Consider the following 19,277-nt stretch of genomic DNA (forward strand, 5'->3'; position numbering starts at 1 on the left):
CAGCGGTTGCGGGGGAGCGAAACGGTGAGCAACTTCGGTGACAGGCTGCCCGCGGCGGCGCGCGAGGCACTGGCGGGGTGTCGGGGACATTTCATCGCCGCGCTGCTGTTCAGCGCGCTGGTGAACATCCTGTACCTCGCCCCCACGCTGTACATGATGCAGGTATACGACCGCGTCGTCCCGACGGGCGGCGTGGTCACCCTGCTCGCGCTGACGCTGGTGCTGGCGGCGGCGATCGCCACGATCGCGATGCTCGAGGCGGTGCGGTCGCGCCTCATGGTGAAGGCGTCGCTCCAGCTCGACGACCGTCTCGCGCGGACGATCCTCGCGCGGCTGATCGCGAAGGGGCAGGGCGGGCGTGGCGACCCGTCCTCCGCGCAGGCGATGCGGGAGTTCGATACGGTGCGCCTCGTCATCACCGCGCCGACGCTCATCGGCCTGTTCGACGCACCCTGGACGCCGATCTACGTGATCGCGGCGGTTCTCATCCATCCGCTGCTCGGCCTCTTCGTCGTCTGTGCGGGTGCGATCCTCGTCCTGCTGACCGTGTTCTCCGACCGGGCGACGCGCCGGCTCACGCGAACGGCGCATCGTGCCGCGACGCGATCGGCGATCGTGCAGGAAGAGATCGCGCAGCATGCCGAGCTCATTCGCGCGCTCGGCATGGGACGCGCGATGGTCGATCGCCAGATCGGCGAGCGCGCGCAGGGCCAGGCGGCTGGCGCCAGCGCGCAGATGGCCACGGTCCGCTTTGCCGCGATCGCCAAATTCATGCGGTTGCTGCTGCAGTCGCTGGCGCTCGGCGTGGCGGCGATGCTCGCGATCGAGCGGCAGATCTCCGTCGGCGCGATCATCGCCGCGTCGGTGCTGTTGAGCCGCGCGCTGCAGCCGATCGAGATGCTGATCGGCGGCTGGGCCAATCTGCAGAACGCGAGCGAAGCGATTGCGTCGCTGAAGCGGCTGCTCGACGACACGAGCGTCGCGTCGGTCGCGACCGCGCTGCCTGCGCCCGAGGGCCGCGTCTCCGCGCGGAAGATCGTGGTCCGCAGCCCTGATGGATTGAGCGTGCTCTTGAAAGGCGTCAGCTTCGATGTCGAGCCCGGCCAGATGCTCGGGATCGTCGGCGCGTCGGGTGCCGGCAAGAGCACGCTGATCCGCGTCCTGGCGGGGGGGATCACCCCCGAAGCGGGCACGGTCATGATCGACGGGGCCGACACGGGCATGTGGGATCCCGAACGGCTTGCGACGTACCGCGGCTATGTTCCGCAGGAACCGGCGTTCCTGTCGGGAACGATCGCGCAGAACATCGCACGCTTCGCGGCGGCCGATCCACATGATGCCGAGGATCTCGATCACCGCGTGATCGCCGCGGCGCAGGTGGCGGGATGTCACGCGCTGATCCTGTCGCTGCCAGGCGGCTATGACTGCCCGATCGGCCGTGCCGGCGTCGCGCTCTCGGCCGGGCAGCGTCAACGCGTCGCGCTCGCGCGCGCGCTGTTCGACGACCCCGCGATCCTGATCCTCGACGAACCCAATGCCGCACTCGACGCCGAGGGGGAGGCGGCGCTGATCCGCGCGCTCGACGCGACGCGACGGCGCGGCGCCACGGTCATCGTGGCGGCACATCGAACCGGGGTGCTGGCTGCCGCCGATCGCCTGCTGGTGCTCAGCAACGGGGCGGTCGACTGTCAAGGCCCCGCCGACGACGTGCTGGCGGTGCTGGCCAAGCGCGCGGGCGAAACCTCCGGCAACGTCGTCGGATTGAAAGGAGCCACGGCATGACCGCTATCGACCACACGCCGCGGAGCGAAATCCGGCTCGGCCTGCGCGTCGCCGCCTTGTTCTTCATCGGGTTGCTGGGAGGCGCCGCCATGGTGCCGCTGGACTCGGGCGTCTATGCGCACGGCACGGTGATGGTCTCGGGCAAGCGGCAGGCGGTCCAGAACCGCGACGGCGGCGTGGTCACCGCCTTGCACGTTCGCGAAGGCGCCAGGGTCGTCCGCGGGCAGGTGCTGCTCGAGATATCGTCCGCCGACCTGCACGCGCTCGAACGCGGCATGACCTCCGAATTGCTGATGCTCTATGCGCAGCGCGAGCGGCTGCATGCCGAGCGCGAGGGGCGCCACGTCATCGTCGAACCGGTCGAGTTTCACGACCTGCCCGCCGCCGACCGCATCCTCGCCGACGATGCGCTGCGCGGACAGCGGCTATTGCTGACCGCGCGGCTGCGCACGGCGCAGACCGAAAAGGCGGTCTGGATGCAGCGGGCGCATGCCAATCAGGAACAGATTGGCGGGTTCACGCAGCAGATCGACTCGAACCGCCGGCAATATTCGCTGCTGACCGACGAGCTGGAGGGCATGCGGATCATCGCGCAAAAGGGCTATGCGTCCGTCAACCGGATCCGCGCGCTCGAACGCGATCAGGCGGCGCTCGATGGCGAACGCGGCGCGCTCGGTGCGCAGATCCTGCAGACCCGCGATTCGATCGGCGAGGCGCAATTGTCCGCGGCAGGGGTCGATCGCCGGCAGCGTGAGGAAGTCGAAGGCAGCCTTCGCGACCTGCTCGTGCGTATGAACGAGCTCCGCCCGAAGCTGCTCGCCGCGCGTGAGCAGCTCGCACGGTCGCTGGTCCGCGCGCCGGTGACGGGTACGATCGTCGGCCTGTCGGTGTTCACCGTGGGCGGCGTCGTGTCGCCCGGGCAGATGCTGATGGAAATCGTCCCGCAGCAGCGCCAGCTTGTCGTCGAGGTGCAGGTTTCGCCCGACGACGCCGACGATCTTCATGCGGGGCAGACGACGCAGGTCCGCTTTTCGGGCTTTCACGACCGCACGATGCCCGTCCTCGATGCGCGCATCGAGTCGGTGTCGGCGGACAGCTTCACCGAGGAACGCACCGGCAACCGCTATTATCGCGCCGAGGCATCGCTGCTCGCGCACAGCGACCGGTTGCTGACGGTGCTCAAGGGTAAGGGCGCCCTGAAGCCGGGGATGCCCGCGGAGATCCTCATCCCGCTGAAAAGGCGATCGGCGCTCGATTACCTGCTGGGCCCGGTGATAGACGGGATCTGGAAAGCGGGCAGGGAGGCCTGAGACTGGACGACGGCAGGCCGGTCGGGCGACACCGCGGGTCGCGATCCTCGTCGACGCCGGTTCGCTTTCACGAAAGGGGCAAGGGCATATCCATGATCCGATTTCCCTCGTCGGCGGGGATCGCCGTCTCAAGCCTGCTGCTCTCGACATCCGCGTTCGCGCAGCAGGCCGACATATCCAAAGCCAGGGTCGCGGCCGCGCCGCAGCCAGCCATACTCGAAACACCCGACATCATCGTCACCGCGCTCAAGCGTCCGCAGGCGCTCCAGGACGTGGCCGCCAGCGTCACCATCCTGTCTGCCGAGCTGCTTCGCCGCCTCGATGCGCAGGATTTCTCGCGCGTCGCGGACTCGGTGCCGGGCGTGGCGTTCGCGACGACGGGTGTCGGCAATGCGCAATACATCATCCGCGGTGTCGGCGGGGTGGGTTTCGTCCAGTCGCCGACCACGGGGGTCTATCTCGACGAAACCCCGCTCCAGACGCGCGCGCTGCGCGGCTTTTCCCAGCCGGATCCGCAGCTGTTCGACGTTGCGCGCGTCGAGGTCCTGCGCGGGCCGCAGGGCGTGCTGTTCGGATCGTCGACGATGGGCGGCCTCGTCCGCATCGTCACGAACCAGCCCGACGCCACGGCCATCGCTGCGCAGGGACAGGCGGGCGTCGCGACGGTCAAGGATGGCGGCACGAGCTGGGACGCCAAGGCGATGCTCAACCTGCCGATCGTCGCCGATGCGCTGGCGCTGCGCATCTCGGGCGGGTTCGTCCGGCAGGGGGGATGGATCGACGATCTGCGACCAACCACGGGCAACCTGACCGAAAACGCCGGAACGTCGGCGGTCCGCAAGGACGTCAACTGGACGCGGACGGGCACGGTTCGCGCCGCGCTGCGGTGGGACGTCACGCCGAGCCTGACGATCACGCCATCGCTGATCTGGCAAAACGGCTACAGCAACGCGGATCGGCCGCACAGCGACGTGACCTTCGGCAAGCGGGCGCGGCTCAAGGCGCGGTACGCGGACACGTTCGCCAAGGACAGGTTCGCCATCGGCACGCTTCTGGTCGAGCGCCGGTTCGACGCGCTGGGTGGGTTCACGCTGTCGTCCAGCTCGTCCTGGCTCGACCGCCGCAACCGGCTCTCGTTCGACGTGACCGCGTTCGACTCGCCGATCGTCGAGGACATCGTCGGGCCTGGACCCGGCGGCACGCTGTACCCGACGCCGCTCGTGGATTTCGGTCGGACGAAACAGTTCACGCAGGAGGTGCGCGCGGTGTCCGACGGCGCCGGCCCGCTGCAATATGTCCTCGGCGGCTTCTACCGCGGGCTTCGCCAGGGGGCTGGGCGGACGATCACCGTCGCCGACCTGTTCGGCGTGCCCCCACCGCTGCCGCTCGGCGCGAGCAGCCCGGCCGTCATCCAGGACGCCACGGTGCGCTTTCGTGAGCGAGAGGTCGCGGCGTTCGGCGAGCTGACCTATGCGGTCGTGCCGCGCGTCAAGGTCGCCGCGGGCGCGCGGGCCTTTGCCTATCGCCAGCGCGAGGCGAGCCGGCGGTACGGCGTCGGCGGCGTCGCCGCGGGCGATCTCGCCTACGACTATGACGAACGCAACCGCGAGAACGGCGTCACGCCGCGCGTCTCGCTGAGCTATGCGCCGAGCCGCGAGGCCACGGTCTACGCGAGCTATTCGCAGGGGTTCCGCACCGGCGGCGTCAACGCACCCGTGACCGACGCTATCTGCTCCCCCGCGGAACGTCGCGTGGCGGGCATTCCCGACGTCCCGCCACCCTATGACAGCGACCGGACCGACAATTACGAGATCGGCGCCAAGACCAGCCTGTGGGATGGCCGTCTGCGGGTCAACGGCGCTGCCTATGCGATCGACTGGAAGGCGTATCAGCAGGCGTTCCAGACCGCGTGCGGGATCAACAACGCGACGACGATCTCCTTCACCGTCAACGCCGGGCGTGTCCGCAGCCGGGGCGGAGAGCTCGAGCTGTCAGCGTCGCCGATCCGCGGGCTCGATCTTCATGCGGGTGGGTCGTTCACCGACGCGACCTACCGGAACGACGTCCCCAATCTGATCCTGCCCGCAGGATCGCGCGTGCTCGACGTGCCGCGCTGGGCGTGGAACGCGCGCGGCGAATATGTGGTACCGCTCACGGCGGGCGTGACTGCCAGCCTGTTTGCCGCAGCGCGTCACGTCGGCGCGTCGAACAGCGGGTTCGGGGAAGGCGAGGTGCTGCCGCGTCCGGCCTATACGCTGGTCGATGTTTCCGCAGGCGTGCGGATGCGCGGCGGGCTCGGCGTCGACCTGTTCGTCACCAACCTGTTCGACGCCGTTCCGGTGTTCGGGCAGGAATTCACGACGTCGCCGGGTAACACCACCGCGACCAGCTATTTCTCGTATCTCGTCGGCCCGCCGCGGACGGTCGGCATCCGCGTGACCCGGGGATTATGAGGGGGGCGTGAGCGACCCCGCGCGTCGCGGCCTCGGACTGCCGATGCACGTGCGACGACAATCGCGCGTGCGAGGAGTGCAGCAACAAATCTGACGCGCGCAGGTCACGTCGACGACACGGCGAGGCCGCCAAACTGCAACAGGCGCTCTCTAATCCCCGCTCGTCCGGGCCGGTTGGCTCGGAGGGGGGACACACGACATGTTGCATGATTCACGCCTGCTCTGGGCGACGCTGCCGCTTACGCTTGCTGCTCTGGGTGCCGCGCAGCCGGTCCGTGCGCAGACCGACGCGCGCACGCCCGGCACGGTTGGCCAGACGCCGACACCTGCGCCGACGGCGGGGACCGCCGATTTTGACGCCGATGCCGCGGGGGATATCGTCATCGCCGGCTCCTATGCGCAAAGCCTTGCCGCCGCGACCGAGACGAAGCGGCAGGCGGGCTACGGGGTGGACGCGATCAACGCCACCGACATCGGCAAGTTTCCCGCGCAGAACGTGGCCGAAGCGCTCCAGCTCGTTCCCGGCGTCACGATCACCCGCCCGCGCGGCGAGGGGCTGTACGTCAGCGTCCGCGGGCTTGGTCCGCAGTTCCAGAGCACGCTGCTCAACGGCCGCCCGGTGGCGATCAACGACCTGATCGAGAATGGCGGTACGAACGGGCGACAGTTCCGGTTCGAGATGCTGCCCGCCGAATTCGTGTCGCAGATCGACGTGGTCAAGACGCCGACCCCGGACATGACCGAGGGCGCGCTGGGCGGCAATATCGACGTGAAGACGTTCCGTCCGCTCGACGTCGGCACGAAGACCACGGTCAACCTGCGCGGCACCTACACCACGCTGACCGACAAGGTAAAACCGAACGCGACCGCGCTGACGAGCGCGACGACCGAGGACGGGACCTTCGGGATCCTCGCCGCCGCGCAATATTGGGGCAAGCAGGTCCGCAACGACCGGTCGTACAATACCGGCTGGTATCTGGACAAATTCGCCTCCGCGCTCGGCGCCGGTTTCTATACGCCGGGGCGCACGCGGCCGACCGTCGAGACCGAGGATCGCAAGCGCCTGTCGGGGCTGATCTCGGCACAGTGGAAGCCGAGCGCCGAGCTGGAAACCACGCTCGACGTGCTCGCGACGCGGCTCGACATCGCCTATGACGAATATGGGCTCGACATCTATCCCGACGACGCCAGCGTCGCGGGTCACCGGCCCGTCCTGGTGCCCGGATCGGTCAAGCTCGACGGCAATGCCGTGATTGCGGCGACGATCAACGACGTGCGGTTCATGGGCACGCGCGAATACAGCCTCAACCGTCACGACCTGATTACGGTCGGGCTGAAACAGGCCTGGACTCCCGAGGGCTGGCATGTCGTCGCCAACGCCAACTGGTCGTTCGCGCACAGCTACCACCCGAGCTACGCCGAGGGCACGGTGCGCAGCCGCATCCAGTTCTTCGCGCCGCTCAGCTATGACTCGTCGGGCGGGTACAAGGTGGCGCCGTCGCTTTCCACCCCGGTCAACGTGCTCGATCCCGCCAACTATACGCTCTACCCGTTCAACATCGCGCCAAAGAACAGCAAGGACTGGGACACCTACGGCCGGCTCGACGTCGATCACGAGATGGACGGGTTGATCACCAAGCTGGCGGCGGGAGGCGAATATCACTGGCGCAAGCGCGATTACCGCCGTCGCGATTTCACTGTGAACCCCGCGGCCAACACGTCGCTGACCGGCTTTGCACCGAACGGCTTCGAAGAGCTGCCGTTCGACGATTTCCTTTCCGGCGTCGGCGGCAACATCCCGCGCACCTGGCTCGTGCCGATCACGAGCGTCTTCTACGACAAGCTGTTCACCGCCGCGATCGCCAACAGCCCGCTGTCGCCGGGGGACCTGCGCGCCTCCTATGTCGTCACGGAGAAGACCGCGGGCGGCTATGTCCGTGCCGACTATGCCTTCCCGCTCGGCAGCGTCGCGGTCAGCGGCAATGTCGGCGTCCGCTATGTTCACACCGACCAGGTGGCGAGCGGCACGCTGACCACCGGCAGCGTGGCAACGCCGGCTAGCTTCCCGCAGACGTTCAGCAACTGGTTGCCGAGCTTCAACCTGCGCGCCGAGCTGACGCGCGATCTGGTAGGGCGTCTTGCCGCCAGCCGGGTGCTGACGCGCCCGAACGTGACGCAGAGCGCGCCGCAGATCAGCGTGTCGACCGACCAGCCGACGGCAAGCGGCGGCAACCCCGCGCTGCAGCCGTTCCTCGCGACCCAGTTCGACGGATCGCTAGAATGGTATTTCAACCGGTCCGGCTCGTTGACCGGCGCGCTGTTCTACAAGGCGATGGACGATTACATCACCGCGCAGAACATCAATGTCGAGATTCCGGGTCGCGGCACGGTGCTGCTCAGTACGCAGGTCAATGGCGGCAGCGCGAAGGTCTATGGCGCCGAAGCCGCCTATAACCAGGTGTTCACCTTCCTGCCCGCGCCGTTCGACGGGCTGGGCGTCCAGGCATCCTATACGCACACCTCGGTCGAGGCGAGCTACACCGCCGGCGCGCGCCCGATCAAGGACCAGCTGATCGGGCTGTCGAAGAACAGCTTCAACGTCGTCGGCTTCTACGACAAGGGGCCGCTGGCGGCGCGGCTCTCCTATACCTGGCGCGACAAATATCTGGCGGGGATCGGCAGCACCACGCAGGTGCCGACCTATGTCGCGGCGTTCGGATCGCTCGACGGCAATATCTCGGTGCGCGCCACGGACGACCTGACCTTCAGCGTCGAGGCGATCAACATCGCCAATGCCAATAGCTACAGCTACAACGAACGGGAGATCCAGTTCGGCGAGATCAACAATTACGGCCGCACGATCCTGTTCGGCGTGCGGGCGCAGTTCTGATGCTCAGGGGAATGATCCTGTCCGCCGTCGCGCTAGTGTCGAACGGGGCGACGGCGCAGCGGGCGATGAACGACATCCAGGTCGTCGGCTCGCACAACAGCTTCAAGGCACGGATCCCCGCCGCGGTGATGGCGAAGATCCGTGCCGCGGACCCGCGGCTGGCGGAGGGGCTCGATTATTATCACCTGCCGCTCGCGCAGCAGCTCGATCGCGGGGTGCGCCAGATCGAGATCGACGTGTTCGCCGATCCCCAGGGCGGGCGGTACGCGTCGCCACAGGGCGAGGCGTTGGCGAAGGCGGCGGGGGAGACGACCGGCTTCGACGAGGCAGCGATGCGCAGGCCGGGGTTCAAGGTCTTCCACATTCCCGATGTCGACTATCTGAGCAGCTGCGTGACGTTGGTGCGGTGCCTCGGCGAGGTGGATCGCTGGTCGCGCGCGCACCCGCGGCATCTGCCGATCATGATCACTATCAACGCAGCCGACACGCCATCGGAACGCCCGGGGATCACCGCCCCCATAGCGCTCGACGACACGCGGCTGCTCGACGCGCTCGACGGCGAGATCCGCTCGGTGCTGCCCGGCAAGCGGCTGATCACCCCCGACGAGGTGCGCGGTGCGGCACCGACCCTGCGCGAGGCGGTGCACGCGCGGGGCTGGCCGACGCTGGCGGCGGCACGGGGCCGGATCTACGTGCTGCTCGACGTGCGCAAGCCCGTGTCCGACGTCTACCGCGACGGTCATCCGTCGCTTGCCGGTCGGGCGATGTTCGGCTGGTATCCCGACGACCAGCCCGAATCTGCGATCCAGATCGTCCAGGACCCGCTGAGCGACGCAGCGCAGATCACGCGCTGGGTGCGCGACGGCGTGATCGTGCGGACGCGTACCGATGCGAACACGGTCGAGGCACGCCGCCGCGACCACGCCAAGGCGGATGCGGCAATGGCCAGCGGCGCGCAGGCCGTCAGCACCGACTATTATCCCGGCGCGCCCGATCCGTTGGCGACGGGCTTCGTGGTCACGCTGCCGGGGCGCGCGATGGCGCGGTGCAGTCCGGTGCGCGTTGCTGGTGGATGCAGGGTGCGGTCGTGAGGGCGGCGCGCCTGCTGACCGTGCTCGCGACGCTGTGCGCGGCCGCGGGGGTGCTGCCTGGGCCGGTCGACGGCGCCGCGCCGACGCGCGCGCTGGTGGTCGAGCGAGCGGTGCTGGTGATGCGGCACGGCATCCGCGCGCCGCTCGATGGCGAGGTACCGCCCGACACACGGACGCGCGCGCCCTGGCCGCTATGGCCGGTCGCGGAAAGCCGGATTACCCCGCACGGCGTCCGCGCGCTTGAGCATGTCGCCGCGTATGACCGGCGCCTGCTCGCAGCGCGCGGGCTGTTCGCGGCGAACGGCTGCCTGGGGGATGGCGTCCGGATCAGGTCCAACACGTCGGCCCGGACGATCGCCAGCGGCCGCGCGTATGCGGACGGCTTCGCCCCCGGCTGCGCGCTCGTCGTCGAGCACCAGCCGCTCGGCACGATCGATCCGATCTTCGAACCGCTTCGGGCGCGGGCGACCGTGTTCGACGCGGCGGCCGCGATTGCAGCGATCAACCGTGACACGGGCGACATGGCCGCGCTTGCCCGCCGTCATCGGGGCGCGCTCGCCCGGCTCGACATGGTGCTCGGCTGCACCCCGGCGGCAGGAGGATGCCTGTCCGCGGGAGCGCCTGCCGTCGGCGCGAGCCCCGACGGCCACGACCTCGTTCTCGCCGGACCGATCCGCGCCGCATCGGGCATCGCGCAGGTGCTGCTGCTGCAGGAGGTCGAGGGTTTGCCGCGCGAGCATGTCGGCTGGGGCAGGGCGGATGCTGCGACGCTGAAACAGCTCGGCGCGCTTCACGCTGCGCTGTTTGCCGTGTTCACCCGTCCCCCGTACATGGCCGCGCATCAGACAGCAGCGCTCGGCCGGGAAGTCCTCGCGGCGCTGTCCGGAAACGGACCGCGGCTGACGGTGCTGATGGGCCACGACACCAACGTCACCGCACTTGCCGCGGCGCTGCGGATCGATCTGAAGACTCTCGGCTATGCGACGAACGACGTCCCGCCGGGTGGAGCGCTGCTCGTCGAGCGGCTGCACGACGTCCGTACCGGCGCCCGCGTCGTGCGCATGTCGTACCGCACGCAGTCGCCCGCGACGCTGCGCGGGCTCGGGCGGTCGGCGTCGCTCGTGGCGCTCGGGATACCAGGCTGCGCGGCACCGTGTTCCGCCACGACCTTTGACCGGCTGCTCCGATCCCGCCTCGCACCGCTTCGACCGGCGGTTTCTTGATGCTCCCGCATTGACCGGAGCGACCGTCCCGGACCATCAGGGGCGCCATGACCAAGAGCAAAGGCCGCACCGGCGCCCATGCGCGCGCCAATATCCAGCCTCCGCCGACGCTCGCCGAGGTCGAGGCGGCAAAGCTGGCGGTGGCGCAGATCGAAGGCCGTCTCGCCGGCCTCGCCGCCGGGCACCCTTCGGTGAAAATATGGAAGGCCCGGCTGCGTCCGGCGCAGGCGATAATCGCGCGCGCTCCACGCGACTGAAGTGCCGGGCGTACCGCGGCCGTGGCGGTGCGCAGGCTAAACCGGCTTGCGCGACGCTGTCATGCTTGTCCGGCATCCACGGGCAGGCGGACGACAAACCCCAGCGCTTCTCCCTCCACCAGCGCCAATTCCCCCGAAGCCGCCTCCAACAACGATCGTGAGATCGCGAGGCCGAGACGGATGGCGATCAGTCTCGCATCGGCTTGGCGGCTGTTTTCCAGGATCGTGACGACGACGGTCCGCGCCTGATCGCGGAGCCGATGGGATCCGTGTCCGGTTGCCGTCCAGATTCCGTGCAGCTTTTATATCCAAAGCCGGCCGGTCTCTCGACCGGATGCGTTGTCGTCGCCGCGACGTCGGCCTAGCCATGCTGCGGGGGACATCGGTCGCATGAGGCGCGGAAATCAGGTCATGCGGTGTTTCGTAACGAAGCGTTACGATCTGTCGGCTACGCGTCTGCCGATGCAGAACCAAGGCCAGCGTGCATGTTCGCGATCTTCCTGACGCCCGCCTATGCGCCGTTCGCGATCGCGTTCGTCGTGATGATCGGGATCGGGGTGATCGAGGCGGTCGGCCTGGGGCTCGGGCAGCTCGATCTCGACGCCGACCTCCATGCCGATGCCGAGAGCGGCGGTCTGCTCGACTGGCTCGGGATCGGTCGTGACCTGCCGATCCTGATCTGGCTGACGTCGCTGCTCGGCTGCTTCACGCTTGCCGGCATCGCCATCCAGCAGGTCGCGACCGCGCTGACCGGGGACACGCTACACTGGGGCCTGGCCGCGGGCGGCGCCTTGATCGCCGGGATACCGCTCAATACGCTCGCCGCCAACGGCCTCGCCCGGATCATGCCCGGGTTCGAAACCAGCGTGATCTCGACCGATGACTTCCTTCGCCGCCGTGGCACCATCCTGGAAGGCACCGCCCGCCGCGGATCGCCCGCCCGCGCGAAGATCGTCGACCAGCACGGCCAGGCGCATTTCATCATGGTCGAGCCGCATGACGACGCCGACGCGATCGCCGCCGGCGAGACCGCGCTCATCGTCCGCCGCGACGGCAAACTCTTCTACGCGCTGCCTGAGGCGAACGCGCTTCTTCAGCCGATCCGACCACAATCATAACCGGGGAGGGTCTCATGCCCGCACAGCTTCTGAACGTCCTGATCTATGCCGGCATCGTGCTCTTCGCGCTGGCCGTGATCGGCATCATCCTGACCCGGCTATACCGCCGCGCGACCAAGGACGTGGCGCTGATCCGCACCGGCTTTGGCGGCGAGAAGGTCGTGCTCAACGGCGGCATCATGGTGATCCCCGTGCTGCACGAACTGATGCAGGTCCGCCTGACGACGGTGAAGCTGGAGGTGTCGCGGCTCAACAAGGATGCGCTGATCACGCTCGACAAGCTGCGCGTCGACGTCGTCGGGCTGTTCCACATCAAGGTGAAGCCGGATGCGGAATCGATCGCTGCCGCCGCGCAGACGCTGGGTGACTCGGTCAACAGCCCCGACGCGGTGAAGTCGCTGCTCGACGGCAAGCTGGTGTCCGCGCTGCGCTCGGTGGCAGCGACGATGACGATGGAGCATCTCCACGCCAACCGCGCCGACTTCATCCAGAAGGTGCAGGAGGCGCTGATGACCGATCTGGACATGAACGGCTTCCAGCTCGAGTCGGTCAGCATCACGCATTTCGACCAGACCGCATTCGAGCATTTCAACGAGAACAACGCGTTCGATGCCGAGGGTCTGACCGTGCTCACGCGGACGATCGAGGAGCGCAAGAAGATCCGCAACGACATCGTCGCGACCAACCGCGTCGAGATCGAGCAGCGTAACCTCGACGCGAACAACCAGTCGCTCGAGATCGCGCAGGCCGCCGAACAGGCGCGGCTGACGCAGGAGCAGACCTTGTCGGCCCGACGCGCCGAACAGGCGACCGCGATCGCCACCGCCGAGGCCGAGCAGACGCGCCTCGCCGAGATCGCGCGGATCACCGCCAACCAGGCGCAGACGGTCGCGCAGACCGAGGCGGACAAGGTCATCAAGACCGCGACGATCGCGCGCGACGGCGCGATCCAGACCGCGACGATCGAACGCGACCGCACCATCGAGATCGCGCGCATCACGACCGCTGTGCAGACCGCGCAGAAGTCCGAGGAGGAGTCGACCGCCACCGCGGCTGCGAACGAGGCGCGTGCGCTTGCTGTGCGGGCGGAGGAGAGCGTCGCGACGGCCAAGGCGACCGAGATCGCCAACCGCAACAAGAACGTCGCGGTGATCGCCGCCACGCAGCGTGCGCAGGAAGAGGCCGTCGGCATCACCGTCGCCGCGACCGCCGAGAAGGAGGCCGCCGAGGCACGCGCGAGCGCGCTGCGTACCGAAGCGACCGCCGAAGCCGATGCCGAAAAGGCGCGCGCAGAGGGACGCGAGGCGGCGTTCAAGGTCGATGCGGCGGGGCAGGCTTCGCTGAACGAGGCGACCAACCTGCTGAGCGACGCGCAGACCGCGTTGCTGGTCCGTCGCGCGATGCTCGAAGCGCTCCCCGCGATCATCGCCGCTGCGAGCAAGCCGATGGAGAACATCGACAAGATCAGCATCGTCGATGCCAGGGGGATTCACGGCGACGGCGGCGATGCCGCGGCGAGCAGCGGCCAAGGCAATCTCGCCGACGCGGCCGTTGCCGCAGCGATGCGCTACCGCGTCGGCGGCCCGCTGATCGACGGCTTGATGGCCGAGCTCGGCATGACGGGCAGTTCGTTGAACGGCATGCTCGCCGGGAGCAACGCTGACGGAGCGCCACACGCGGATCTCCCCAAAACGCCTGCTGCCCTCAACGGCGGATCAGCGACCGCGTCGGAGTGAACCGACAGGGCGGCCTTCGTCATCCGTTGGCCTATTGCGAGGCCTATTTAACGGCCGGCACGGCCAATCCCCGTGGATTATAGCGCTTGTCCGCGCGCTGCGAGGCGTCGGGGTGAACGATCTGGCTCCTCAAGCGGTTGATCCGCTGAGGAGAATTACGAATGCGCGACGGGGAAAAGACGTTTCGAATGACTGGCGGATGTCGCTGCGGCGCCATCCGCTACGACGTCACGACGGCGCCGCTGTTCGTGATGGCGTGCCACTGCACGGATTGCCAGCAACAGACGTCGAGCGCGTTCTCACTCGGGATGCCGGTCGACAAGGACGGCTTCTCGCTCACGGGGCAGCCGGCCGTCATGACGAAAACGGCGGACAGCGGGAACGAGAGCCGCGCATATCGCTGTGGGACGTGCGCGGTGTGGACGCACACCACGACGGATGGATCGCCGGACATGGTGATCGTCCGGCCGTCGACGCTCGATGACACGCGGTGGGTCAAACCGGTCGCGCAGATCTTCGTCCGCAGCGCGATGCCATGGGCCAAGCTCACGGTGCCCCACAGCTACGAGGAGGAGTTCGACGATCCCGCCGAGATCGTCGAAACCTTCCGGTCGTCCGGGATCCTCGATACGATATCGTAACCGCGGCGAGAGCTCGGATGACAGACGCGGCGGCCCTTGAGGAAACCGCCGCGGTTGTCATTCCTGCAAGTCAGGCGCCAGCCTGTTTGGTGGTCAGCGTTACTTCAACATGCGTTCGGCGCATCGGCGAATGAAGGCCGCGGTCGCCTGCGGATGCGCGATCGGCAGCATGTGACCGCCATCAGTCATCTCGAGCGAAGCGCCCGGGATTGCCGCCGCCGCGCGGTCGCCGTCGGTGGCGGGCGCGATGACCTGATCCTCGCGGCCGAAGAGCAGCGCGACGGGGATCGTCAAGGCCGCATATCGGCTGGCGATCGCGTCGAGGTCGACGTCGGCGCTCGCCAGTTCGACCAGTGCCGCGTTCACCGATACGGGGCGATCACCGAGCGCACCGCCGCCGCGGGTCGCGAAATCGGCCGGGACCGGGTCGGGCGCGAAGATCTTGCCCCACCGCAGGCCATACGCCGCACGGCTGATCGGCGTACCAAGGACATTGGCGAAGAGCATGCGTGCGCTGCTCCTGTCCTCGATACCTTGGGCGAGCGCGGCGGGCATCGACCGCGGCGGCTGGGTCATCGGCGCCAGCAGCGCGAGCCCGGCGACCGAGCCCGGATGGTGCGTGGCCACCCCCAGCGCAACCGCCCCCGCCAGCGAATGGCCGACGAGCAGCGGCGGGCGATCGAGCGCGAGCCGGTCGATCAGCGCTGCGATGATCGCCGACTGGCGCATGATGCCGGGCTGTTCGCCGGTCGGTACCGAATAGCCCGAACCCGGACGGTCGACGAGGATGACGCGGTAGTCGTCCGCCAGCGCATCGGCGACGCCGTAGGAGAAATTGCGAAGCTGTGCGCCCAGCCCGTGCATCATGACGATCGTCGGGCCCGTACCGCGATCGACATAATGCAATCGCGCGCCCGCGACGTCGATGAACCTCCCGTCCGCTGGGACGTCCTGCTCGATCCGCCTGACGGTCGCGCGGGTGTAGGCCGCGGCTACCGCCAGCGTCGCGGTGAGGACCCCCGCCGTACGGAGCGCAGTCGAGCGTTTCGGGGCCTTGTCCGACACGGATCGTGACGCGAAGAAGCGGCGCATGTCGGCGAGCAGCAGTCCGGGCTGCTCGAGTGCCGCGAAATGCCCACCGGCGGCCATCTCGGTCCACTGGACGACGTCGTAGGTCTTCTCCGCGTGCGAGCGTGGCGGCGGCGGAAAGACGGGGTCGGGGAACGCCGCGATCGCGGTCGGCACCTTGATCCGCGTCCCGGCGGGGAACTTGCCCGAATCCTCGAGCATGCGACCGCGGTACATCCAGGTCGACGTGACGAACGCCCCCTCGACCAGATACAGCATGATGTTGGTGATCAGCAAATCCTCGTCGAACGCCTGCCACAGATCGGGTCGACCGTGGGTGTCGCGCGGCACGTCGGCCCACGCGCCGAACTTCTCCAGGATCCAGGCCGCGACGCCGACCGGGCTGTCCGACATCGCCACGCCAAGCGTCTGTGGTCGGGTCCCCTGCTCGAGCGAATAGCCGGTCTCTTGCTTGGCGAGTTCGGCGCGGCGCGCGGCCCAGGCGAGCTCATCTGGTTTTTTCGGTACCGCATCCTCGGCCTGCAGCAGCACCATGTTCAGATGGAGTCCCGCAATCGCTTCGGGATGCGCGTGCGCCATCCATCCGCCGATCGCAGCGCCCCAGTCGCCGCCCTGGACGAGGTAGCGCCGCGCGCCAAACAGGTCGACCATCAGCCCGTGCATGAGTTCGGCGGTCTGTCGCGGCCCGATCGGCGACAGCGGTCGCCTGGAAAAGGCATAGCCCGGCAGCGACGGGATGACGACGTCGTGACCATCGGCGACGAGCGGCGCGATCAGGCTCTCGAATTCGAGGAACGACCCGGGCCAGCCGTGGAGCAGGAGCAGCGGGGGACGCGAGCCGTCGCCGCGCACGTGGATGAAGTGGAGCCGCTGGCCCTGCACGCGTGCGGTGAACTGGGGCAGGGCGTTGAGCCGGCGTTCATGCGCGCGCCAGTCGTACCGCGTCAGCCAGTGATCGACGAGGCGCTTGAGATCGGCGAGGCCGACGCCCGATCGCCACTCGCCCGCGTCCGGCATGCTGCTCCAGTCGAATGCCTCGACCTTGGCGCGGATGGTGGCGAGCCGGTCGTCCGGCACGGCGATGAGGAACGGTTCTGCCATGACGAGGTCCTGTCGAAAGGGGGATGAGACGCGCTTCGGAAACGCGATACCGTGTCCAACGCGCAAATCCCGGGTGCGTTCACATGCGTCAGCTACCGTACGAACACCTGGTATCTCGGCTCCTTCACAGGGGAGCAGCGTTGTCAGGCGCTTGGACAAAGACGCGAGGATGGTTTGCGATGAAGATGCAGGACCTGACCGGCAAGGTCGCAGTGATAACCGGCGCGTCGAGCGGGATCGGCGAGGCGACTGCGCGGCTGCTCGTGTCCGAGGGGGTTCGCGTGGTGCTGGTGGCGCGACGCCGCGAGCGGATCGCGGCGCTGGTCGAAGATCTCGGCGATGCGGCGGTCGCGCTAACCGCCGATGTCGGCGACGCCGCGGCCGTCGCGTCGGTGTTCGCCGAGGTCGAGCGGCGGTTCGGCGGGCTCGACCTGTTGTTCAACAATGCCGGTCTCGGCGTGAATGCGCGGTTCCAAGCCAGCGACCCCGCGGACTGGAAGCGCATGATCGACGTCAACCTGTACGGCGTTCTCCATTGCACGCAGGCCGCGATCCCGCTGATGCGGGGTCGGGCCGGGGCGATGATCTCGTCGGTGTCCAGCGTCGGCGGACGCTACGGGACCGAATCCTGGTCGGTTTACAGCGCGACGAAGTTCGCGGTGGTGGGCTTCCACGATGCGCTCCGCAAGGAACTGGGCGGGGAGGGGATCCGCGTTTCGGTGATCGAACCCGGCGCCGTGTGGACCGAGTTCGGCCAGAACGTCAGCGACGCGATGCGCGAGCGTCGCGAAAGCCTCGACGCGCTGACCTCGGAAGACGTCGCGCAGGCGCTCGTCTATGCCTTTGCGCAACCGCCCCGCGTTCTGGTGGAGGAAATCCTGATCCGCCCGGTCAGGCAGGTTGCGCCCTGATGCGCTCGCCCGGCCTTGGATCCGCAGACGCGCCGGGCGCCGCCTAGCCCGGCACGCCCCAGTTCGCTTCCTCGCCGGCCGCCCTGGCAGTGCGGACAAGGTGTTCGACGTAATTCTGGAAGACCGGCACGGTGAAGGTCACGAGCACGGGTTCGCCCTGCGGCTCCTTGAAGGTCAGCACGACGAAGCGCTGACCGTCCTCGTCGAGGATCAATCCGGCTTCCATCGCGCCGGGGCCGCTGGGGGTGATGACGGTCGGTGTCACGGGGACCTTTCTGCTCGCTCGGGATCGTCGCGGTATCGCATGTTCGCAGGCGCGCCAATGCTCAACGCGCATCTGCGACGGGCAGCGTCGCCACCGCTGCGGTATCGAGGTCGGTCCGGATCTCGTGATCGGCGACGACGATACGGCTCCATGCGAGCCGGTGCAGCGTCTCGCCGAGACCGCCAACCCCGCCGACGCGGATGACGAGATAGTCGATCCGCCCGCCCCGGCACGCGACCAGTGCGTCGACGGCATGCGCGACGACGACGCCGGTCCGCGACAGGACAGGCAGGCCGTCGAGGATCGCGGCCGAGAAGAGCGTCTCGCCGTCCTCCTCGACGCTGCGGGCCTCCTCGGCGCTGACGGTGTCGCTGATCTTCGCGCGCCGGCCGAGCCACCGCCAGATGCCGAACAGATCGACGACCGCCAGAAAGACGTTGGAATAGAGCAATTGCGTCTGACCCGTCGCCGCGCCGACGACGATCCATGCGGCGGCGCCGACCGTGAAGATGACGAACCCCCAGCCCGTCACGCGCGGTCCCAGGTTCGATGCGGTCATGATCGCAGCGATGCAGGTCGCGATCAGCGCGAGCCATCCGGCAGTATCTGCGATCATCGTCCTGCCTCATCGTCGCCTGGCGTTCACCCTATCGCGCGTGGGGGGAAGGGTCCAACCGCCGGCGGTGCGTGCCCATTGGCCGCCGTTTACGTCAGGGCGCGTAGGCGCGCGTGAACAGGTCGAGCGCCTTCAGCGCATGTTCGTGCATCTCTTCGCGCGTCGGGGTGCCGACCACCCCCCAGATCCGCTTGAACTGCTGCATCTGCGTCAGCTGAATGAGGTTCATCGCCGCCTGCATCGGGTCATCGGCACGCAGGTCGCCAGCCGCCATCCGTTCCTCGATATACGCAGAAAGGCGATCGAGGACGATCTGCGGGCCGCGCGCATAGAACATCTGCCCGATTTCGGGAAAGCGACCACCCTCCGCGACGATCAGCCGGTGAAGCCGGATGCTGTCGGGATTCGTCATCTTGGCGAGAAACCGCTCGGAGAAGTCGAGCAATGTGGTCCGGCAATCGCGACCCGGGCGCAGCGCGTCTGCCAGCGTCTCGCGGAATATCCCCGTCACCTGGTCGAGCACCGCGGCGAACAGGTCCTCCTTCTGGGGGAAATAGGCCCAGAGCGTCCCCTTCGAGCCGCCCAGCTGCGTCGCGATCGTCGACATCGACGTGGCCGCATATCCCTGCTCGAGGAAAATGTCGCGAGCGAGCAATACAATAGCGGTTCGGCGTGCTTCGCGGTTCAGATCCCGTCGTGTCTTGGTGTCTTCCATGGCCGTACTATAGAGTACGGTTATAGATTGACAAGGTTGCGGCGCCGCAGCATGTCGCTGCCGTACCGAGGAGTACGGT

Annotated in this window: 15 protein-coding genes; 11 read left to right on the forward strand and 4 right to left on the reverse strand. The window is 68.1% G+C overall.

Features of this window, described 5'->3' with window-relative positions:
• Window positions 1–24 precede the first annotated feature (24 nt).
• The 10 genes from AC0CH3_RS02960 (at window position 25) to AC0CH3_RS03005 (ending at window position 14,501) form a co-directional block, all read left to right on the forward strand.
• Window positions 25–1,782 (forward strand): type I secretion system permease/ATPase, encoded by a 1,758-nt coding sequence (locus AC0CH3_RS02960; protein WP_354301848.1) that lies wholly within the window; start codon window positions 25–27, stop codon window positions 1,780–1,782.
• On the forward strand, window positions 1,779–3,092 hold the full coding sequence (locus AC0CH3_RS02965) for an HlyD family type I secretion periplasmic adaptor subunit (protein WP_354301850.1): 1,314 nt from the start codon (window positions 1,779–1,781) through the stop codon (window positions 3,090–3,092). Before AC0CH3_RS02960 ends, AC0CH3_RS02965 begins: the two co-directional genes overlap by 4 nt.
• A gap of 92 nt (window positions 3,093–3,184) precedes the next feature.
• Entirely contained in the window at window positions 3,185–5,545 is a 2,361-nt protein-coding gene (locus AC0CH3_RS02970) for a TonB-dependent receptor (RefSeq protein ID WP_354301851.1), read from the forward strand.
• A 199-nt stretch (window positions 5,546–5,744) separates the two neighbouring features.
• Window positions 5,745–8,435, forward strand: a complete 2,691-nt coding sequence (locus AC0CH3_RS02975; protein ID WP_354301853.1) for a TonB-dependent receptor — start codon at window positions 5,745–5,747, stop codon at window positions 8,433–8,435.
• A gap of 11 nt (window positions 8,436–8,446) precedes the next feature.
• A complete protein-coding gene (locus AC0CH3_RS02980; protein WP_465237553.1) occupies window positions 8,447–9,526 on the forward strand; it encodes a Ca2+-dependent phosphoinositide-specific phospholipase C in 1,080 nt (359 codons plus the stop codon).
• The gene (locus tag AC0CH3_RS02985; RefSeq protein WP_354301857.1) at window positions 9,523–10,749 is read left to right on the forward strand and encodes a histidine-type phosphatase; all 1,227 of its coding nucleotides are present in this window, start codon (window positions 9,523–9,525) and stop codon (window positions 10,747–10,749) included. The genes AC0CH3_RS02980 and AC0CH3_RS02985 overlap by 4 nt, the downstream gene beginning before the upstream one ends.
• Before the next feature lie 47 nt (window positions 10,750–10,796).
• Window positions 10,797–11,006: a hypothetical protein gene (locus AC0CH3_RS02990; protein ID WP_056015433.1), complete on the forward strand. Its 210-nt coding sequence runs from the start codon at window positions 10,797–10,799 to the stop codon at window positions 11,004–11,006.
• A gap of 485 nt (window positions 11,007–11,491) precedes the next feature.
• Window positions 11,492–12,124 carry a YqiJ family protein gene (locus AC0CH3_RS02995; protein WP_354301860.1) on the forward strand — a complete coding sequence of 211 codons (633 nt, stop codon included), beginning with the start codon at window positions 11,492–11,494 and terminating at the stop codon, window positions 12,122–12,124.
• 14 nt (window positions 12,125–12,138) lie between these two features.
• Window positions 12,139–13,860: a flotillin family protein gene (locus tag AC0CH3_RS03000; RefSeq protein WP_354301862.1), complete on the forward strand. Its 1,722-nt coding sequence runs from the start codon at window positions 12,139–12,141 to the stop codon at window positions 13,858–13,860.
• 161 nt (window positions 13,861–14,021) lie between these two features.
• On the forward strand, window positions 14,022–14,501 hold the full coding sequence (locus tag AC0CH3_RS03005; protein WP_354301863.1) for a GFA family protein: 480 nt from the start codon (window positions 14,022–14,024) through the stop codon (window positions 14,499–14,501).
• A 99-nt stretch (window positions 14,502–14,600) separates the two neighbouring features.
• On the opposite strand, the gene AC0CH3_RS03010 is transcribed toward AC0CH3_RS03005, so the two are convergent.
• On the reverse strand, window positions 14,601–16,691 hold the full coding sequence (locus tag AC0CH3_RS03010; RefSeq protein ID WP_354301865.1) for an epoxide hydrolase family protein: 2,091 nt from the start codon (window positions 16,689–16,691) through the stop codon (window positions 14,601–14,603).
• Between the two features lie 179 nt (window positions 16,692–16,870).
• Here AC0CH3_RS03010 and AC0CH3_RS03015 point away from each other — a divergent pair, with 179 nt between their 5' ends.
• On the forward strand, window positions 16,871–17,602 hold the full coding sequence (locus tag AC0CH3_RS03015; protein WP_354301867.1) for an SDR family oxidoreductase: 732 nt from the start codon (window positions 16,871–16,873) through the stop codon (window positions 17,600–17,602).
• Window positions 17,603–17,645: 43 nt separating this feature from the next.
• Here the strand turns inward: AC0CH3_RS03015 and AC0CH3_RS03020 are convergent, their stop codons facing one another.
• The 3 genes from AC0CH3_RS03020 to AC0CH3_RS03030 form a co-directional block, all read right to left on the reverse strand.
• A complete protein-coding gene (locus tag AC0CH3_RS03020; protein WP_156350021.1) occupies window positions 17,646–17,867 on the reverse strand; it encodes a hypothetical protein in 222 nt (73 codons plus the stop codon).
• A 61-nt stretch (window positions 17,868–17,928) separates the two neighbouring features.
• Window positions 17,929–18,483, reverse strand: coding sequence for a PRC-barrel domain-containing protein (locus AC0CH3_RS03025; protein WP_354301869.1), 555 nt, complete (start codon window positions 18,481–18,483; stop codon window positions 17,929–17,931).
• A gap of 94 nt (window positions 18,484–18,577) precedes the next feature.
• Window positions 18,578–19,090, reverse strand: a complete 513-nt coding sequence (locus AC0CH3_RS03030; protein ID WP_235532172.1) for a TetR/AcrR family transcriptional regulator — start codon at window positions 19,088–19,090, stop codon at window positions 18,578–18,580.
• Window positions 19,091–19,277 lie beyond the last annotated feature (187 nt).

The organism is Sphingomonas sp. AC449, assembly GCF_979253475.1.

Bases quoted from the DNA above. Each gene is read 5' to 3' on its own strand.
- AC0CH3_RS02965 (WP_354301850.1), top strand. From the start codon at position 1,779: ATGACCGCTATCGACCACACGCCGCGGAGCGAAATCCGGCTCGGCCTG.
- AC0CH3_RS02970 (WP_354301851.1), top strand. From the start codon at position 3,185: ATGATCCGATTTCCCTCGTCGGCGGGGATCGCCGTCTCAAGCCTGCTG.
- AC0CH3_RS02975 (WP_354301853.1), top strand. From the start codon at position 5,745: ATGTTGCATGATTCACGCCTGCTCTGGGCGACGCTGCCGCTTACGCTT.
- AC0CH3_RS02980 (WP_465237553.1), top strand. From the start codon at position 8,447: ATGATCCTGTCCGCCGTCGCGCTAGTGTCGAACGGGGCGACGGCGCAG.
- AC0CH3_RS02990 (WP_056015433.1), top strand. From the start codon at position 10,797: ATGACCAAGAGCAAAGGCCGCACCGGCGCCCATGCGCGCGCCAATATC.
- AC0CH3_RS02995 (WP_354301860.1), top strand. From the start codon at position 11,492: ATGTTCGCGATCTTCCTGACGCCCGCCTATGCGCCGTTCGCGATCGCG.
- AC0CH3_RS03000 (WP_354301862.1), top strand. From the start codon at position 12,139: ATGCCCGCACAGCTTCTGAACGTCCTGATCTATGCCGGCATCGTGCTC.
- AC0CH3_RS03005 (WP_354301863.1), top strand. From the start codon at position 14,022: ATGCGCGACGGGGAAAAGACGTTTCGAATGACTGGCGGATGTCGCTGC.
- AC0CH3_RS03010 (WP_354301865.1), bottom strand. From the start codon at position 16,691: ATGGCAGAACCGTTCCTCATCGCCGTGCCGGACGACCGGCTCGCCACC.
- AC0CH3_RS03015 (WP_354301867.1), top strand. From the start codon at position 16,871: ATGAAGATGCAGGACCTGACCGGCAAGGTCGCAGTGATAACCGGCGCG.
- AC0CH3_RS03025 (WP_354301869.1), bottom strand. From the start codon at position 18,483: ATGATCGCAGATACTGCCGGATGGCTCGCGCTGATCGCGACCTGCATC.
- AC0CH3_RS03030 (WP_235532172.1), bottom strand. From the start codon at position 19,090: ATGTCGACGATCGCGACGCAGCTGGGCGGCTCGAAGGGGACGCTCTGG.